This is a genomic window from Pseudomonas cannabina, assembly GCF_900100365.1.
In the GTDB taxonomy this organism is placed as follows: domain Bacteria; phylum Pseudomonadota; class Gammaproteobacteria; order Pseudomonadales; family Pseudomonadaceae; genus Aquipseudomonas; species Aquipseudomonas cannabina.
The window spans coordinates 32,544-48,650 of the sequence record NZ_FNKU01000002.1; the positions used below are offsets into that span (position 1 = coordinate 32,544).

17 protein-coding genes and 2 pseudogenes are annotated in these 16,107 nt (G+C 56.6%); 3 read left to right on the top strand and 16 right to left on the bottom strand.

Features of this window, described 5'->3' with window-relative positions:
• Positions 1 to 23: 23 nt before the first annotated feature.
• From BLT55_RS27445 to BLT55_RS27500, 11 genes are all read right to left on the bottom strand, one after another.
• Entirely contained in the window at positions 24 to 4,127 is a 4,104-nt protein-coding gene (locus BLT55_RS27445; protein ID WP_425262114.1) for an LPD7 domain-containing protein, read from the bottom strand.
• Between the two features lie 504 nt (positions 4,128 to 4,631).
• Positions 4,632 to 4,913 (bottom strand): IcmT/TraK family protein, encoded by a 282-nt coding sequence (gene icmT / locus BLT55_RS27450; RefSeq protein WP_010208375.1) that lies wholly within the window; start codon positions 4,911 to 4,913, stop codon positions 4,632 to 4,634.
• A 28-nt stretch (positions 4,914 to 4,941) separates the two neighbouring features.
• Entirely contained in the window at positions 4,942 to 5,187 is a 246-nt protein-coding gene (locus BLT55_RS27455) for a hypothetical protein (protein ID WP_054998779.1), read from the bottom strand.
• 36 nt (positions 5,188 to 5,223) lie between these two features.
• Positions 5,224 to 5,721: a phospholipase D family nuclease gene (locus BLT55_RS27460; protein ID WP_054998780.1), complete on the bottom strand. Its 498-nt coding sequence runs from the start codon at positions 5,719 to 5,721 to the stop codon at positions 5,224 to 5,226.
• A gap of 79 nt (positions 5,722 to 5,800) precedes the next feature.
• Entirely contained in the window at positions 5,801 to 6,049 is a 249-nt protein-coding gene (locus tag BLT55_RS27465; RefSeq protein WP_053486299.1) for a hypothetical protein, read from the bottom strand.
• Between the two features lie 37 nt (positions 6,050 to 6,086).
• Positions 6,087 to 6,320, bottom strand: a complete 234-nt coding sequence (locus tag BLT55_RS27470) for a hypothetical protein (protein ID WP_010209171.1) — start codon at positions 6,318 to 6,320, stop codon at positions 6,087 to 6,089.
• Positions 6,321 to 6,451: 131 nt separating this feature from the next.
• Positions 6,452 to 7,633 carry a plasmid transfer ATPase TraJ gene (gene traJ, locus BLT55_RS27475; RefSeq protein ID WP_074801605.1) on the bottom strand — a complete coding sequence of 394 codons (1,182 nt, stop codon included), beginning with the start codon at positions 7,631 to 7,633 and terminating at the stop codon, positions 6,452 to 6,454.
• Positions 7,630 to 8,430: a type IV secretion system DotC family protein gene (locus BLT55_RS27480; protein WP_074801608.1), complete on the bottom strand. Its 801-nt coding sequence runs from the start codon at positions 8,428 to 8,430 to the stop codon at positions 7,630 to 7,632. Before BLT55_RS27480 ends, traJ begins: the two co-directional genes overlap by 4 nt.
• On the bottom strand, positions 8,427 to 8,900 hold the full coding sequence (locus BLT55_RS27485) for a DotD/TraH family lipoprotein (RefSeq protein WP_074801611.1): 474 nt from the start codon (positions 8,898 to 8,900) through the stop codon (positions 8,427 to 8,429). The genes BLT55_RS27480 and BLT55_RS27485 overlap by 4 nt, the downstream gene beginning before the upstream one ends.
• A 36-nt stretch (positions 8,901 to 8,936) precedes the next feature.
• Positions 8,937 to 9,428 carry a lytic transglycosylase domain-containing protein gene (locus tag BLT55_RS27490; RefSeq protein ID WP_055000868.1) on the bottom strand — a complete coding sequence of 164 codons (492 nt, stop codon included), beginning with the start codon at positions 9,426 to 9,428 and terminating at the stop codon, positions 8,937 to 8,939.
• A 292-nt stretch (positions 9,429 to 9,720) separates the two neighbouring features.
• The gene (locus tag BLT55_RS27500; protein ID WP_055000867.1) at positions 9,721 to 9,924 is read right to left on the bottom strand and encodes a hypothetical protein; all 204 of its coding nucleotides are present in this window, start codon (positions 9,922 to 9,924) and stop codon (positions 9,721 to 9,723) included.
• A gap of 394 nt (positions 9,925 to 10,318) precedes the next feature.
• On the opposite strand from BLT55_RS27500, the gene BLT55_RS27505 reads away from it, so the two are divergent.
• Positions 10,319 to 10,684 (top strand): helix-turn-helix domain-containing protein, encoded by a 366-nt coding sequence (locus BLT55_RS27505; protein ID WP_031599198.1) that lies wholly within the window; start codon positions 10,319 to 10,321, stop codon positions 10,682 to 10,684.
• Between the two features lie 242 nt (positions 10,685 to 10,926).
• On the opposite strand, the gene traI is transcribed toward BLT55_RS27505, so the two are convergent.
• Both traI and mobA read right to left on the bottom strand, forming a co-directional pair.
• The gene (traI, locus tag BLT55_RS27510; protein ID WP_055000866.1) at positions 10,927 to 12,882 is read right to left on the bottom strand and encodes a TraI/MobA(P) family conjugative relaxase; all 1,956 of its coding nucleotides are present in this window, start codon (positions 12,880 to 12,882) and stop codon (positions 10,927 to 10,929) included.
• A gap of 10 nt (positions 12,883 to 12,892) precedes the next feature.
• Positions 12,893 to 13,222 (bottom strand): plasmid mobilization protein MobA, encoded by a 330-nt coding sequence (gene mobA / locus BLT55_RS27515; RefSeq protein WP_003344297.1) that lies wholly within the window; start codon positions 13,220 to 13,222, stop codon positions 12,893 to 12,895.
• A gap of 258 nt (positions 13,223 to 13,480) precedes the next feature.
• Between mobA and BLT55_RS27520 the strand changes: the two genes are divergently transcribed.
• The gene (locus BLT55_RS27520; protein ID WP_005622131.1) at positions 13,481 to 13,825 is read left to right on the top strand and encodes a hypothetical protein; all 345 of its coding nucleotides are present in this window, start codon (positions 13,481 to 13,483) and stop codon (positions 13,823 to 13,825) included.
• Between the two features lie 294 nt (positions 13,826 to 14,119).
• A complete protein-coding gene (locus tag BLT55_RS27530; protein WP_004661031.1) occupies positions 14,120 to 14,398 on the top strand; it encodes a mobilization protein in 279 nt (92 codons plus the stop codon).
• Between the two features lie 66 nt (positions 14,399 to 14,464).
• Here BLT55_RS27530 and BLT55_RS27535 read toward each other — a convergent pair.
• From BLT55_RS27535 to BLT55_RS27545, 3 genes and pseudogenes are all read right to left on the bottom strand, one after another.
• Positions 14,465 to 14,706 (bottom strand): annotated as a pseudogene (locus tag BLT55_RS27535) (hypothetical protein).
• A gap of 16 nt (positions 14,707 to 14,722) precedes the next feature.
• Positions 14,723 to 15,558 (bottom strand): annotated as a pseudogene (locus BLT55_RS27540) (DUF932 domain-containing protein).
• A 46-nt stretch (positions 15,559 to 15,604) separates the two neighbouring features.
• Positions 15,605 to 15,982 carry a hypothetical protein gene (locus tag BLT55_RS27545; RefSeq protein ID WP_054999353.1) on the bottom strand — a complete coding sequence of 126 codons (378 nt, stop codon included), beginning with the start codon at positions 15,980 to 15,982 and terminating at the stop codon, positions 15,605 to 15,607.
• Between the last annotated feature and the right edge of the window lie 125 nt (positions 15,983 to 16,107).

Here is a 16,107-nt window from a genome sequence, read left to right on the forward strand (position 1 = left end):
TGAGTTCCTTTGCTGTTTGCGTTTTACACCGGGCGTGGATCGCTCGGCTGTGCTGACGGTGCCGCTGTGGGAGCTGACTTTGGGAGGGTGTTTTCCTCTTTCCAGCGCTGATCGAAGCCCAATAGGGCATGCAAGGTCGGGGGCACCTCGCCAGGTGCGTCAAGCTTGCCAATGCGCACAGCGCTGTCGCCTTCGAGCTTGAAGGCAATGTGCTCTCTCGAAACCGGCTCGCCACCAGAGCGGTTGATGCCATTGCCCGTGCCGATCGGCAGCAGGCCCTCGGGGGTAATGGCGTTAAACACCATCGAAGGCCCATCGTCACGGCCTGGCAAACTCACCAATACATGCTGAATCTGATCCCCCTGACGCACCACACCTTGCAGGTAGGGACCATCGCCGCGCACCAGGTACATGTCCAGATGGCCATCCTGTGACCAACTGCTGATGACGGGTTGTCCCGCTGTGTTGTTGGGGTCGATCGGCGGCCGAGGGGCTGACAGCTCGTCACCCGTTTTTGCGCTGCCTTCACCGTTTGGGGTCAACCAATACAGGCCATCCGTGGGTGGCGTGGGCAAGGGAACCTCCACACCCAGTTGCGCAAGCCAGGCTTGTTGCACCACGGCGAAACGCCCGGCGTCATAGGCGCCGAGTTTGACGCCCTCATCCTGGCCAGAACGTACTGCGGGGTTACCCTCTACCTTTAGGGCCCATTGGTTGCGATGGACGTCTTTATCGTCGTAACCCACGGTGACGCCCTGATCGTTTTTGCGGGGAACCTTGACGGTAACCGGAAAATTGCCCAGCCACTGCAACGTCACCATCTTGCCTGGCTGCACACGGGTTTGGCGCAGCAGCCCCGCCAGCTCCTTGCCCCAAAAAGTCTGAACACCGTTCTTGGTACGCAGTGTAATGAAGGTGCTCTCGGGCTTGTCTGGCTCAAAACGAAACGGCTTCTGGCCAAATTTGAGGATCTTGCCTGTCACGCCATCCTTGGCCGCCTGGAAAGGCTGATGGATGGCGGGCGACACCTGCTGATTCGCTGACGTTGCAGGCTGATCCGATGCTGGAGCTGCCGAGGGCGGATTGATGACCGGTGCGTCGGGCTGTGCCGGTGGTGCAGGTTGAACCAGTGGCCGCTGCAGACCCTCAACCTCCAGCGGCTGATAAGCAGTACTCGCCGTCGCGGGCGCAGACGAATGCACCGGTGCCGGCGCGGCTTGTTGAGGTTGCGGTGCCGAGGGCTTCGCCTGTGCCGGCTGTGGACCACCATACGGCGGTGGGGTATCACCATGAATGGCATCAAGCGTTACAGGTGGCTGCTTCAACGCGTTACGGGCATCGTCCAGCAACATTTGCTGCGCAGGGTTCTTCATCTCCACATTGATCTGGTGCTGAGCAATCAGCTCGATGGCTTTTGCCTTGAATTCGTCACTGCCGGTCAGTTCGATGCGCCCCCGGTAGAACTGTGCTGCCGTGAGCAACGCAGCTATTACCTTCTCATCTTCCTGACCTGCGCCTTGGACCATCTCCAGGCGCGACCCACGGTCAACGAAAGCAGGCTCGGCATCGAGCTTGTAGAGCACCGAATTGTCACCTTGAACCTCGCGGCTGATGCGGGCCAACAGAGCGTCTTTGTCGATGTTGCTGGCTTGCAGTTGTGGCTCGTCGGCACCTATCGGAGCCCCTACGAAGATAGCATCCGGCACGACCGCCGGGCCGGTCTTGCGTGCTGCGGTGAAACGACGCGGCAGGGCCCCTAACACCGGAGCCTCAACGTCTGGAAGGCTTTCATTGGCTTCGTTTTGAGCAGGCCCTGCCGGTGCGATTATCGGTTGATCCTCAGCGACGGGGGAAGTGTCAGGATCAGCCTCTACTGACGCCTGTTGTTTAGCAGGAGGCGCAGCTGGTTGGGCAGCTTCATCTGACATGTCGGTCACAGGCGCTGATGCAGGCTGTGGCCCCTCTACAGGCAAGGCTTCGGGCAACGCGGTCGGCGGTGTTTTCTCAGGCTCAATCACCGCCGCAGGTTGCTGAACAGGCGCGTCCGCAGTGCTGACGGCCAATGGTGCTTCGGGCACTGGAGCCGATGCAGGCTGCGGCCCCTCTACAGGCAAGGCTTCGGGCAACGCGGTCGGCGGTGTTTTCTCAGGCTCAATCACCGCCGCAGGTTGCTGAACAGGCGCGTCCGCAGTGCTGACGGCCAATGGTGCTTCGGGCACTGGAGCCGATGCAGGCTGCGGCCCCTCTACAGGCAAGGCTTCGGGCAACGCGGTCGGCGGTGTTTTCTCAGGCTCAATCACCGCCGCAGGTTGCTGAACGGGCACGTCCGCAGTGCCGACGACCAATGGCACTTCGGTCACAGGCTCTACAGGCAGGGTACTTGACTGATCAAGCCTCGCTGCGACTTCATCACGAATTGACTGGTAGGTTTCTTGCGAAACCTCCAGGCCCGCCTTTTTGAAAGCACTTTTTAATTCCGGCCAGGTTTTTGCCGCGTTAGTAGTGATGACGCGAACACTCTCATCAAGCACAGGCATATAGCGGTGGATTTCAATTGCGGCTCCCTCCAGCGCATACCGTTGGGAGTGCTCAAGTTCAAGTGCCGCCTTCAAGCCATCAATGGGCGTAAAGCGCTCAGCCTCAGCGAGGTCTGCGGCCTTGAACGCCTGACCGTCCCAAACCATCCCGTTGTCTGCATCCATTAAGATGAAGGTCTTGGCTTGCTTATCCTCACTCTCAGCCGTTGATGTTGGGTCGCCAGATTGCACCAGGTCGGCCTGCGGCTGCACCGCTTCATCCGGTATCGGCATGGCAGGTGCGACATCCTGTGCTTGGGTATTCGAATCTGTCGGCATGGCAGTTACCTCTTCATACTGTCGAATCAGGGGAGCGGTCTGTTCGCGTACCGCGTCCAGTCCTCGTGATTGGTGAAGGTCGTTAAAGTCCGTGAACCCACGGGCGATTTCAGCGTCGTTGAACGTTGGGTACATAACCTGGCCCCCCACCGCTATGGCCGCCTCATTGGCCATGATCAACCCCTTGTTCACGTCCTTGGCATGATCGAAATCCGCCATGAACAGGTGCCGACTGTCGGGATACTGCTGATGCAGCACCTTGGCCACCGCCACCATGTTGCCTGCGTCAATGGTCATCACCACCGGCAAGCCGGTGGCCAGATTCAGGCTGCGCGCCGTGGCATAGCCCTCGGCATACAGGATGGGGTTGACCGGATCGAGCGGGCCGCCCACCACCAGGAAATGCTCTTGTTTGGGGGCATCCTTGAAGAGGAACTTCTCACCCTCGGGTGGGATGTACTGCAGCGTCTTGAACGTTCCTGAGGCATTAAAAAACGGCACCACCAGGGCACCGTTTCGTGTTTGACGAATGTCGGGCGTCGGGGGTATTCCCTTTCGCACTAGGTAGGGATGCGCAGGGTCTGCGGCGGGCAGCCGGTCGTAAAGCCTCTTGGCAGCCAACGTCTGCTTGGCGTAGGTGACGGCGCGATCACGAGCAGCGTCTTCCTGGGCTTGCTTGGCCCCGGCCCGAATGTGCAGGCGGGTGATCGGATCAGATTCACCGCCAGTCGCCGTCCAGTTGGTCACATCCTTGGGCGAATCGGCACGATGGTAGTTGATGAACCAGCCAGCAGGGCGACGATCCAGAAAACCGCAATAGACACCGCTTTTCTTGCCGTGCTTGTCATCGACCGTCGCTACACGCTGCCGACTACCGTTCATCACCGGCATGCCTTTGACGACCAAGCCGGCTTGAGTCAGTACATCCAGAAACTCTGATTCGGCGTCACCACCACCGGCGCGGCGGCTTGGATCAGGCAACCAGTCGGTGATGCGATCAAGGTCACATCCAGGTCTGGCAAACCACAGCTTTTCCTCTTTGTTCCAGGCAATGGCCGCACGACCGTCACTGAGTCGTCCGGCAGACAGTCGAGCCTTATCACGATCATCAGGCGGCACGGCCAGCCAAACCGGGTATTCGGATGTGCGAGGGGCTGTTTCAATCTTGAACTGGGCATTGTCCGACGCCGGGAAGTTCTGTTGCGATCGGCTACGATCATGCAGCCCTTCGGCCACCATCGTCGTGAGGTTGATGAGGTCACTGATCTGCATGGGTCGAGAGCGATCTATGCAGGTTTCCTTGAATGATTGGGCACCCAAGGTAGCGTCAGCGCGGGCCTGTGGCTCAATATTTTCGCACGCAAATGCAAAGACCTCTTCGGCTTTACGCGAGTCATTGAGCGCGGGATAAAGCTGATCAACCTGGGCCCATAACTCCACCAGTTTCGGTGCATTTCGACCCGCAACAATCCCGTCTAGGACTGCTCTTTTCTCGGCAGGGCTGAAGGTGTTGATCCCATAATGTCCGAGTATTTCGTGCCTAAGAGTTCTTTCAAACTCTTGGTTCGAATCACAGTTGGCAAGGGCAAAATCTGCCCTTCTGGATGCCGCTCGATACGAACCGTCAATTCTTCCCCGGAGTGCGACACTATTTTGTGGTCCATATAACTCTTCCTGGTTCAAAGCAAGGTTGTAGGTGATCGTAAGGGCTTGCGGGTACGTTTTGCAAAACTCATCGATCACCGCCTCTGCATCATCATAAGACAAAGCCATTACTTACTCCCCCTCAGTAAAACGCCGATACCACCAAGGCCGCCCCGACAAGCGCTTGCCGCGCATCAGGTAAGCCAGTCGCATCACCAGGACCTTGAACGTCCACCCAAAGAACGAGAGCAGCCGAAAGCCGCCAATAATGGCGGTGATGACGTAGATCGTGACCATGGAGGGGAAGCGAAACCACGCCAGGTACAACAAGAACAAGGGGGCTGGTATGCCGTAGAGATTGAGAAGGCGTGAGGCGTTGCGCCAATAGCCCGGTTGCAGTTGCTGGTCAGACATGGATAACTCCTATGCTGCGGTTGGGACGCTAGCCCGATTCGTGATCTCCTTTTTTCGCCGGCGCAAGTTCCGGAAACTCAACCAGCAATGCCTTGTTGCCCTGGGCAATGTGTTTCATCACCGCCAGTCTGATGTTTTCACGCACGCTCCCTGTCGACACGAAGTACATGCCCCAGGCCTGATCGGGCGTGCAATGGCCGATCTGTTCCTCAATGTCTCGGAAGGCCTGGCATTCGTCTGGAGTTGAGCAGCACTGCTGAGTGTTTTGGCACATGACGTTCCCCTCCCTGGTCGTTTCAGCACGGCTTCTTCAGTAAGTCGGCTGATAAGGCTGTCCCTGCACCCAGCGTGATTGCCAATGCTCTAGGTACACGCTGGCCACCGCAGGAACGTCCCACATCACCACGGCATTTTCGCTGTTGGCCTTGGCAGCCGAGGCCGAGTAGTTGAACGAGCCGGTCTCGACGTTCTGGCCATCGGTGATGATCACTTTGTCGTGCTGAATCTTGTACGCAGCGTTGGTGCGCACAGGGATTTGCGCGTTGGCCAGCAGGTTCATCGCAGCGCGACTGGCCCTGTTGTCGTTGCCATGGGCATCGACCACCACCTGTACATCGACGCCGCGCCGTTTGGCTTGCACCAACGCCTTGACTACGCTCGGAGAGGTGAAGCTGTAGGCCATCAGCCGTATCTGCTGCCGGGCTCCCTGGATCACATTGAGTACCAACTGCTCCGCGCTGCCCTCGGGTGAGAAACCCACCTGGATTTCAGCCGCCTGAACAGTAAAGGTCAGATTGCACAGCAGCACCGAGGCCACCAGTGCTCTCACCGTCGAACTGGACCGCGCCTTGTTTGCCAGACTGGCGGGACTGAACTGCACCAAAGGCTCAATCATGGCGTGGCCCCTTTGGCTGAGCCTGAGCATTGCGCAGGGCCTGCAGGTTGTTGCTCTCGATCTGTAGCGAAACCTGTGTTTTCTGCAGCGCCAGGGCTTGAAGCTGGTTGGCCTGGATCTGCAATAGATTGGTATTGATCAGCAGCAACTGGTCGTTCTGCTGTTGGAGTTGGGCCGGGGTAGTACAACCTGTCAGGCAGGCAGTGACCGTAGCGGCCACGAGCAGAGCGCGAACATTCATGGTTAAGACCTTTGGTTGGATGATTGCGGACGTTTTCTTAACGTGGGTCGAACAGGTCAATCTGCCTGTTCGCCGGATCTGCCTTCGGCGCGTTCAGTGGATGACCCAACTGGCGACGTATCTCGGCCAGCCAAGCCTTGTACGGTGCGTTTTCACGCTCACCCCATGGGTAGGCAGACACCAGTGCCTTGCGCAGCACTCTCATATCAGTGCGTCCGACCTGGCGAATCACTTGCGCAACGATGGGTGCTGCTGCATCGGCCCAGGACATAGCGTATCCCTCTTATGGCGATGGCTGATTAGAGTCCCTGATGAACAGGGTGCGCAGATCGGTCTCCTTCTCGATTGTTTCGATAGGCATATGAAGTCCTCCCCGCCGAAGCGGTATAGCCAATAAGTCACTCATGACACGGCCCGCTGTTCGAGTTCTCGCAATTGAGAGGCGGTCATGGCCACCGCCAGTTCACGCCGGTCAATGCGCCCTTCCAGATGAAGACGCCAGGCATGATCAGCGAAGCGTCGTTGCTCCAAGCGAATAATGGAGTCGATATGCCGACCCCATTCGGGGTAAGGCATGCTGGCCAGCTTGGCGCGCAGCGCATCGTCAAAGATGATGTATTCGCGCACGGCCTGGCGTTTGCCGTCGGTAGTACGCAGCAGCTTTTGCACGATGATGTATTGCAGAACGCTCAGGAGATCGTGAGCCGTAGCTTCGCGCATCTCTGAGGGCACCATGATCAGGCACCGTGGAATCGCCTCTCCAGGTGAATGGATGTGCAAGGTGCTGAGATTGAAATGGCCCACCTGTCCGGCCAAAACGGCGGCCTGGAAGGTCTCCAAATCCCGCATTTCACCCACCCCGATGATCGACGGTGCCCGGCGAAGATCTGCCCGAATGCCTTCGGCATAGTTGGCAACGTCTCGACCTATCTGCAGCTGCGTCGAGGCCAATACATCCCCTGGACGCGCGAGAATGAATTCGATCGGGTCTTCGATCGTGGTCACCTTGCGGTCAGGATCGGTGTCCAGGCAAAAGCGGTAGATAGCGGCCGCCTGGGTACTTTTACCCGACCCTGTGATTCCACCAATGAGTCCTAGACCATTGGACGGCAACAACGCTTCGAACAGGTCCTCTTCCAGCCCCATCTTTGTTAGATCCGGGATATCAGATGGAATGATCCGCATAGTCAGGGCGATGGTGGCGTCCAGCCGCCCAGCAGTGGCCTGCACAAAGTTGCAGCGAAAGCGTAATCGCTCGCCACGCTCCAGGCCGTAGCGCTGGTTGATGTCGCCATCCAGCTGTATGGCCCGGTCTACAGGGCGACCACCGCGTACCGTCGGCCGGATTTCAGGGCTGAATAGATCATCGAGGAGCTTGGACCACGTATCGTCAGCCAGCACAAACCGGCTGGCCTGGCGCAAGCGACCTTGATGCCCGACCACCAGGTGGTTACCGCCCTGGATGTGAATGTCGCTGGCTGACTGCCGTGCACACCAGACGAAAAAATCGCGCAAGGTGTCTGCATTCAGCCCGTCTTCAAAAGCGTAGGGGGCAAAATCCATTGTCTGTGTCGTCTGGGTCATGGCTGCACCTTGCGTATCACCGGATGCCACTGGGTTTTGTCAGGAACAAAGCCGGCGTTCTCCTTGAGGCTTCGTACGCGATCGCCCGTGGTCAGCTTCTGCCGATCCCCCGTCACGGTCTGCTGTTGATCCGTGACGACCGGCGCCGTGATGAACCCCTGACGCAGTAACTGCGAGTACATCAGCATGCCCCGGTAATCTCGGGTCAGGCGGTTGAAATTGGCTTCAAGGATCTGATCGGCACTTTGCCGCCCTTCACCCCAGCCCTGGCGGACCGCCGCTTGCCAAAGCGCCTTCTGCAAACGGTTTTCAGGTGTGACTGACACGGCGTCATCAGGGCCCGACGATGACAGGCCCGCCATCAACCAGGTACGCCACGACGGTGGATTACTAACGAACCGTTCGGGCACGATGATTTCGTAAACATGGCTTGCAGTGCGTATCTGCCGTGGCGTGATATGGGCCACGTCCACCGCCTCGTCGATGACCGGCGGTAGCCAGCCTTCACGGCTGATCAGGGTCCGAAAGTCATACAGGCCATTGAGTCGCCCGATCTGCCCCTCCAATGCCTGGCGTAATTCCCACGCGCGCTCAGCCTTACCGCCGCGAAACCCAGTATTGCGTCCCGATTCCTCCAGCAGTTGTCGCCGCGATTCGGTCACGTCTGCTGACGGCGGGTCAGCGGGGGCAAGATAGCTTTCCAGTGGCGCCGGCGTGTCGGAGGGTGTGGAAGGTGGCGTATGTCCACACCCTTGCAGGCCCTGCAACAGGACAAGCGTCAGAATTGATTTTTTCACTGACGCCCTCCCGCCTTCTTGGCAGGCTCCGCCTGCGCAAAGGCCAGGGTCAGTTGCCCTGGAAGCTGGGTCAGGGTCGCACGCCAGGCTGTTTGCATCTCGATCAGACGCAACAGATTCGCATAGGAGATTCCATTGACCTTGAGGTTCACCGGCAAGGGCAGACGCACGCCGGTCCAGGTAAACGTCTGACCGCGCTGGCGGGCCAGATGGGACAGCAGCTCAATCGCGTCACCGCTCCAGTCAACCGCGACCCTGTCGCTCTGAGCACGGATAGCATCGGTCGGCAGGGTTGACCGGGTATTGATCGCACCTTCCATCCACAGCGTTTCTTGCTGTAACGCAACCCGATCAAGTACCGGCGCAGCTGTTGCAGAAGGCGTAGGAGCCGCCGGCGGTTTCTCACAAAAACTCTGGCATCCAGACAGCAGCAATGCCGCCGCCGGCGCAGCCCAAAAGGAGTATTTCATCGATAGTCTCCTGACACCCCAAACCGGGCGCAGTCATTAACGGATAGCGAGGTGGGCCGATGCAGCGCCCAATGCTTTGAGGCGGTCGTAGACGTTGCGCACTTGCTGCGCGTAATGCAGGCGCCGTTGCTCCTGGCGTTGCGAAGGGTCAAAGCCTGCGTTATACGAACCCAGGCAACGCCAGGTATTGCCGCACACACGAAGATGTTGAGCCAGTACCCAAGCCCCCGCCTGAACGTTAAAGCAGGCGTTGGTGAGCAGGTCCTCCGCTCGCGTGATCAGTCCCATCCTGACCAGTCGGTTAGCGTTGCGCGTGCTGATCTGCATGACGCCGTAGTCGGTGCTGAGCACTTTTCCAGACGAATCGCGGTTAAGGTTCACTGCACCAGGCTGCAGCTTACTTTCCTGTATGCCGATCGCTTGCAGTAGCACCGGATCAACTCCATAGCGCTGGCCAGCCTCCTGGAAGCAGAAAGCAGAGGCCTGCAACGGCGCCGACAATGCCAAAACCAGCCATAGGCAGCGCATGGCTAACCCCCAGCAACAGGCACAGGCCTGACGGGAGCTTTGACTGCGGGAGCCTGTGCTTTAGCGGTCGGTTTGACCTGTGCTGACACGGGAGCAAAGGAAGGAACAGCGCTGGTCTGGTGCAACCGGCTCTGCGTTTGGCTGACCGAAGAAGCGCTCTGCCGGATCTGCTCATCCACCCACTGCCCCGCCGTAACCTGGGCCAGGTTGGGTGCTGTAACGCAACCAGCAAGCGATGCAACTACCACAGTTAAAACTATGCGAGCTTGCATAAACTATCTCCCCCGCATGGCTATTTTTGTCTCTCGTTGATCAAGGCCGTATAGGCCGCCTCCAAGTAGTTGTCTACGAGGTACTGCGCAACCTGTGAGGTAGTGATTTGTTGACCGGTTTGGTAGCTGGCATCAATGGCGGTCTTGGTTAGGGCTGCATACCGCCCGAAACCAACGTGCACATTGGATGACTTGGCGGGTGGCTGCTGCTTGGTTTCTGTCATAGGTACTCCTAGTAAGGCTGTTTGGTTTCCCGATTGGCCCTGCAATACAAGGCCAATCGGGAAACCCTCGGCTCCGCTACTGGCGGCGAGCCGAGGCTTATCTCTCACTGTTCTTTCCGACCGCGACCCCTGTCCGCCGGAAAACTTGTTTGGGGCTTTACGCTGCGCACCCTAGGTCAGTTGCCAACCCTCTGAGCCGTTAAGGCCGGCCCATCGCTGCCTTCAATTCAACTGCACGAAGCATAATAACTGTATGTATGTACAGCGTGTATAAAAAAACAGTAATCGATTTAAAGTAATAGCAAATCTCTCGATGAGCATAATTCAATTCCGCACAATTACAACAGTTTTGAGTTTTTAAGCAGTTATGGTCGTTTTTTGGGAGGGAGCAACAATGGACCATCGCCAATTTAATGGTGAGGGATTAGTGGACACTCTCAAAAAAATCATTGGGACTAGAATTAAGGCTCTTCGCAAGCATCGTAGCCTCACGCAGGAGGCGCTAGCGGAAGCAATGGCTTGTGAAACCGCGACAATAGGGCGATACGAACGAGGAGAATTTTCCCCAAGCGTCGAGCAGATCGCCAAAATGGCTGACGTCCTAGGGGTAAGCCCAGCGGAAATCATCCCATCGTCTTATGAAATTTCACGACAGGAATTGGTCGATTTAAGAGAAAAACTTTTCACGGTCGCCCTGTGCATAGACAACCCTGCAAAGCTGAGAGTGATATTGGATCTTGCAGAATCCAGTGATAAATGAAGGGCTTACTCGAAAGCTTTGGCATAGCGTTGTGCGGTTTGGCCACGTCAATCTTGGTAGCGCTCGCCTACGTCGTTGTCGCCCGCATGACGGGCTTTGACTTCTTCTCCATATAGGGCCTTGCACACCAGCTTCGCCGCCGCATCAGGGTACTACTTAGGCTCACTCAACCTCCACTAAAGGGCCACCGCGATCCTACTGATCCAAATGCTGATTATCGCGGTCCTGGTCAATGTTTCGCCTCAACCAACGAACGGCCTTGGAGGCTGGTAACCATCATCGGGGGCGTCATCCACCGGGTCATGCCGAGCTGGGGAATGCGTTCTCACCTCCGGTTCGTCGTAGCCGTAATACTGACGGTGATCCTTCTCGATCACGTCATAGCGCGCCATCTGCTCTGGATCGGTCACCTGGAACACATACTGACTTCCGCGATGGTTGACGCCACATCCCGCATCAAGCACCTGGTCAACGAACTGGTCATCACCCATGATCCTCACAGCGTCACCGCTTTTCGTGGATACCAGGTTAGCGGCCAGCCGATAGTTGTCCAACTCATCGTCGTCATTGAACCCCGCTTTTACGTGGACGAAATCGCCACGGTCGATCACACCCGCCCTGCCATCGCGCAGATATTCGACAGTGCCGTCACGATGCAAATGTGACGTGTAAGAGCGCAGGTGATAGACAGCAGAATCATCTGCCTGGCCGCACTGGATAAGACGATCAAACCCACCGTTCGGAGTGCGCTCCTTCCGCTTTTCTCGATACACAAATCCACGCAGTTGACTGACAGCCGCAACGTCTCCTCTAAGAGCTTGCTGCTCGACCCAGGGACGGTATGCAAGCGGACGAAGCAAGCCCTTTTCGGCAAGCGCTTGCCGCTCGTCACGAAGCTCGATGCGCAACTCAGCCATGGCTTTCATCCGGTCGAACTCGGCAACTCGATACAGCAACTTGCGAAGCAAAGGATCGTGCTGAGAGCGTTTGACGTCCGCCTTCATTGCCTGGTACCGAGCAGCCACTTGCTGGTATCGATCCTTGACATGAAGATCAGGTTTTTCCCATCCCTCACGATAGCGTTTGTAGCGCATTTTTAAGTCCAGCCGAGCCTCAGCTCTCGCCTGCCGGCGATCGAAACGCACGTCTTTATCTCGGAGTTCAAATGCAGGCTGGTAAGTGGAAAAAATACCATAGCTCCATTCTTCATGTTCGAAGGTGGGAGGTCCTTCAAACGCACCTATGTGGGCTTCCAATCGAAACTTGGTCAGCGTCGGATGAACCGAAGAAGCCTTGACCACAGGACCCTCTGGGCGCAAGAAATCATAGATCACCAGACCTTCGCCTTGCTCCCTCAATCCCAAGCCACGTTCATGCAGGGCCAGATGGATTTTACGCCAGGTAATCTCTCGCGATTCGATAAGCTCAGATATTTTTTCGCGCACCTCACGCACGGCGTAATGATAGAGACTCTCGGTGTTGGAATAGACCTGCAATGGCACAGTCCCTTGCGGAGCACTGCCATACCGAAAAGGAGCACGGACCAATTGGTCGTTGACGCCCCACTGCCAGCTTCCATTGTCCTGAATGAATCCGTATTTGCGTTCGAGAACGCGGCAGCTTTTCTGCAACGTGTCAGCATCATTCCACAAGGCGGCGGCTTTGTAGGTAATGGGATTGACTCGGTTCACCGCCACATGACAGTGCGTATTGTCTGTGTCTTGGTGAATAGCGGTGACGTACTGATGCCCTTTCATGCCCAGCTGACGAATGCAGTGTTCGGCGCATTCGAATATCTGCGCATCTGTAGGCAGTTCGTTTTCGCGCCACGACAAGATGAAGTGATAGACCGGGTCCTGGCAGCGACGACTCTGGGCAGCAACCATGTTCATTTCCGCCGCAGAGGTCTCCCAGGAGAAGCAATTGGTCTCGCAAGAAATGCCCCCACTGATCAAGCGCTGACGGCCATCGGGGAACACGTCGGTGATCACGACGGCACGGTCGTCTCCATCATTTCGATCCGCATAATCGACAAGCCGATCAAACATCGCCTTCTTGGTGCGCGAAGCATTCTGGCGAGGCGCAGCGCTAACTAGATCATCATCTTTGGGCTTGTCACCACGGTCGCTGATGTAGCTCACCAGCCGGTTGAAGCTGGAGCCCTTATCGCCGCGTTTCGGGGGGATGATGACGTTCATGGGTGATTGGCTACTTAATGCGAGTCTGGGAAAGATCGATGGCATTGACGGCATTTCGGATGGCGACCAACACGTCAGAGAATTGCTTGCTAAGATCAGTTGTCATGCTGTCCTGCATCTGGTTGAACAAATGCTTTTGCAAGCCACCCAGCTGTAGCAACGCGGCCATTAGCTTCTTGTCAGTCGGTGTCTTGATTTTGCGATTCAGCGCAGCACGACGCATCAGATCTGAAACAGATATCTCGGCAGCCAGCGCTTTTTCGCGAATCAAGGCCGCATCCTCTTCAGTGCAACGAATTTCGATCCTCACCGTTGCTTGACGCGCTGTGCTTTTCGACATGCTCTGACTCAACCTTAACTAACTGAATGACGCTGTCGGGGTGTCGGGGCGGAGCCCTGATCCGGGTTTTGTCGGATGGACCGCGTGCGGGCCGTCCGTACAAAACATTTCCGGTCAATATCTTAAACCGTCTTTACACCTTTTAAATACCATATTACCCTAAAGCGGACAAGAGCGCTGCGGGGTTGGTTGGGCCTCGAAATTCGAGCAGGCTCTCCAGACCTTTGAAAAGCGCAGGACACGTAAGGGCTGATTTTCATGGCAAAGACAAGGCTGTACACCCAGCATGATCTGGCTGCGGCCCGTGAGTTTCTGGACGGCCTCCCCTCGCTGAAGGTGGACAAGTTCCAGCGCTTTGGGCCTGAAGCGTCAGTCAGCGAAAAACTGTACGCGGCCCTGCACGATGAAGACTTTACCCTCACGGATATTTTGCACTTCCTGGAAAAGCATGGATTCAGCTCGACGGTAGACAAACTGCGCACGATGCGTAGAGTGATGTTCACGCTTGACATTGATCAGCCTGAATCCCGTGACCCATCACGGTGTATTGATATCAGCAGAATGCGGGTGCACACGTGGATAAAAAGAAAAAAATCACGCTAGATCAGGTAGAGGTCGCCAGGCAAGCTCTTGCGGCTTTGCCAGACCTCAGTCAGGACAGAATGTCGAAAGGTCAATTTCTGAGCGCGCTTGCGGATAGATTTCACACGTTGTCTCAAGAAAAGGGATACTCACTGCTGGCCATACAAGAAGCCCTCAGAACAATAGGTGTGAGAACATGCCCTGCACGTATTGCGTTGCTGGTAACTGAATAGCCAGACGTCAAAGAAACGAGAGCACGGCTAAAAGCACTAACTTAATGTAGAGTAACCATCAGTACATCAGGATACCCAGCCTATGGCCAAGCAGAAAACATTCACCCAACAAGACCTGGAAGCCGCCCGTCAAAAACTGGCCGATCTGCCAGACCTGAGCAAGGACAAAATGAGCCAGGCCGAAGTGCTACAGTCGCTCAAAGAACAAATCGTTGAGCTGTGTTCGGCCAAGGGTTACTCCGTCTCGGAGGTTAAACAGGCTCTCGCTGATGTTGGTCTGAACGTGAGTGTTCGGGAAATTACCGACCTGACCACTAAGCGCAAACGTGCGGCACCTCGGGCGAAGCCTCAGGTTGCCTGAGCGCTCAAAGCCAGCCAACAAAAAAGCCCCACATCGAGGGGCTTTTTTGTTCCAAGGCAACCGTCTTCAATCCGTGTAAAGATAATCAGCAAGATCGATTTTTTCCGATTGACCATCCATACCGGTGACAACAAAGGTACACGCGCTGTCTGGTTCGCCGTCAGCGATACGTGCCTGGAAGAAACGCTGTGCGACTCAAGGGCGGCTTCTTTATGTGCGCCTACTGATTCTGTGTAGATGGTCCAGGTGACTACGTAGCCTTCATTATCTTCATCCTTACGTTGAGTGTCAGAGTTGGGCGCCGCCAACGCCCAGTTGTGTTGATTAAGCGGCTTTTCTGTGCTCACCCATAGCCTGCGCAAGTACCCACAAGGCCCGGTTCAGTTTCACGTCCTGATCAATCCCATTGACCGCTCGCGTGGTCGTGCGTCGGCCTTGCTTGTTACGTCCGGTCAAACCGCCTTTGATGGTGTTTTCCTGGACTCGATTGAAGGTGGTCCAAAGGTCGCTGCTACGGTCCTCCCGACGGCGTGGCATGAGCAACTGGACGGGCTAACTGGCGCAGGCCCTTCGGCCGGATCGTAGCGATACGCCAAGGCAGCTAATGCAAAGGCCTCTTGCTCGTCCTGGTCTAATTGTTGATGCTTCATGTCAGCGGTTATGTGGTCGATCTGTTCGAAATGCTTCAACACTTCGAAGGCGCCTTCGATCACGTCATTTACCACATCATCACGGCCGCTATGGCGCACTTTCTGGTCAGCGGCAACGTCCCCCAGTACCAGTCCGTTTGCACACACGAAACGGAATTTGCCTCCAATCATCTGATAGCTGCTGCTGCCATCGTGGCTGTTGAGAAGGATGATTTCGTTGGCTTCCTGGTCCAGGATCTGGCTCGCATGGCGCAGGCGCAGCATGTGCTTGGTGTGCTCACGTTTGCCCTGGTCACGCACGCGTGTCTGACAGGCCATGAATGGTTCAAATCCTTCGGCGCGCAGCGCATCAAGTACCTGCACGGTCGGGATATACAGATAACGTGCCGACCTGCTGTCGTGCGCTTCTTCGGCGAAGATGGAAGGCACATAATGGGCGATCTGATCGTTGCTCAGTGCGACGTCACTGCGTATCATGCATGGGTTACGGAAGTTGCTGGACATACGCATATTTTTTCTCCTGGTGTAGCGCCCGGCCTGACGGGCGCAAGCGGGGTTAAGCGGCGAAAAGGTCGCCCTGGCGGTCGGCGTAGCTGCACCAGCGGGCAAACGATTCGTTGCCGCACCAGGTCTGAATTTTTTCCACGAAGCCTTCACGACGCGCTGTGGTGATTAGCTCGGCGATCACCTCGGCCGAGTCACCCATTTCAAAGCAGTTGTCGAACTGGCGTTCGCCCAGGCCTTCGAAACCGTTGTCCCAAAGTTCATACCGGACTACGGCGTCTGCCAGGTCATGCTTGAACGTCAGCACCAGGAACTCGACGCGGGCATTGAACTTGTGTACCTGGCGACTCAGTTTCAGCAGCTTTTTGCAGATATCGACCTGACCGCTTGTGAAGCGCTTCATCAGCTGTTGCTTTGCTTGTCTGTTCATTTCGTCTCACCTCTGTGCCGGCTTTGCTGAGTGCCTTTCGCCGATGCGCTTAGGTCGATCGGGCGCATAGGTGCGTGACAAGGGCGCGATGCGAGGCCGCAGCTAAGGGAGCGAAGCGAGTCTGA

What these genes read in the sequence shown, in the direction of transcription:
- BLT55_RS27470 (WP_010209171.1), bottom strand. Translation starts at nt 6,320, where the DNA reads ATGTCCTGGGCCGATGCAGCAGCACCCATCGTTGCGCAAGTGATTCGC.
- BLT55_RS27545 (WP_054999353.1), bottom strand. Translation starts at nt 15,982, where the DNA reads ATGAACAGACAAGCAAAGCAACAGCTGATGAAGCGCTTCACAAGCGGT.
- BLT55_RS27520 (WP_005622131.1), top strand. Translation starts at nt 13,481, where the DNA reads ATGGCAAAGACAAGGCTGTACACCCAGCATGATCTGGCTGCGGCCCGT.
- BLT55_RS27505 (WP_031599198.1), top strand. Translation starts at nt 10,319, where the DNA reads ATGGACCATCGCCAATTTAATGGTGAGGGATTAGTGGACACTCTCAAA.
- traI (WP_055000866.1), bottom strand. Translation starts at nt 12,882, where the DNA reads ATGAACGTCATCATCCCCCCGAAACGCGGCGATAAGGGCTCCAGCTTC.
- BLT55_RS27490 (WP_055000868.1), bottom strand. Translation starts at nt 9,428, where the DNA reads ATGCGCTGCCTATGGCTGGTTTTGGCATTGTCGGCGCCGTTGCAGGCC.
- BLT55_RS27465 (WP_053486299.1), bottom strand. Translation starts at nt 6,049, where the DNA reads ATGAATGTTCGCGCTCTGCTCGTGGCCGCTACGGTCACTGCCTGCCTG.
- BLT55_RS27445 (WP_425262114.1), bottom strand. Translation starts at nt 4,127, where the DNA reads ATGCAGATCAGTGACCTCATCAACCTCACGACGATGGTGGCCGAAGGG.
- BLT55_RS27500 (WP_055000867.1), bottom strand. Translation starts at nt 9,924, where the DNA reads ATGACAGAAACCAAGCAGCAGCCACCCGCCAAGTCATCCAATGTGCAC.
- traJ (WP_074801605.1), bottom strand. Translation starts at nt 7,633, where the DNA reads ATGACCCAGACGACACAGACAATGGATTTTGCCCCCTACGCTTTTGAA.
- BLT55_RS27455 (WP_054998779.1), bottom strand. Translation starts at nt 5,187, where the DNA reads ATGTGCCAAAACACTCAGCAGTGCTGCTCAACTCCAGACGAATGCCAG.
- mobA (WP_003344297.1), bottom strand. Translation starts at nt 13,222, where the DNA reads ATGTCGAAAAGCACAGCGCGTCAAGCAACGGTGAGGATCGAAATTCGT.
- BLT55_RS27530 (WP_004661031.1), top strand. Translation starts at nt 14,120, where the DNA reads ATGGCCAAGCAGAAAACATTCACCCAACAAGACCTGGAAGCCGCCCGT.
- icmT (WP_010208375.1), bottom strand. Translation starts at nt 4,913, where the DNA reads ATGTCTGACCAGCAACTGCAACCGGGCTATTGGCGCAACGCCTCACGC.
- BLT55_RS27485 (WP_074801611.1), bottom strand. Translation starts at nt 8,900, where the DNA reads ATGAAATACTCCTTTTGGGCTGCGCCGGCGGCGGCATTGCTGCTGTCT.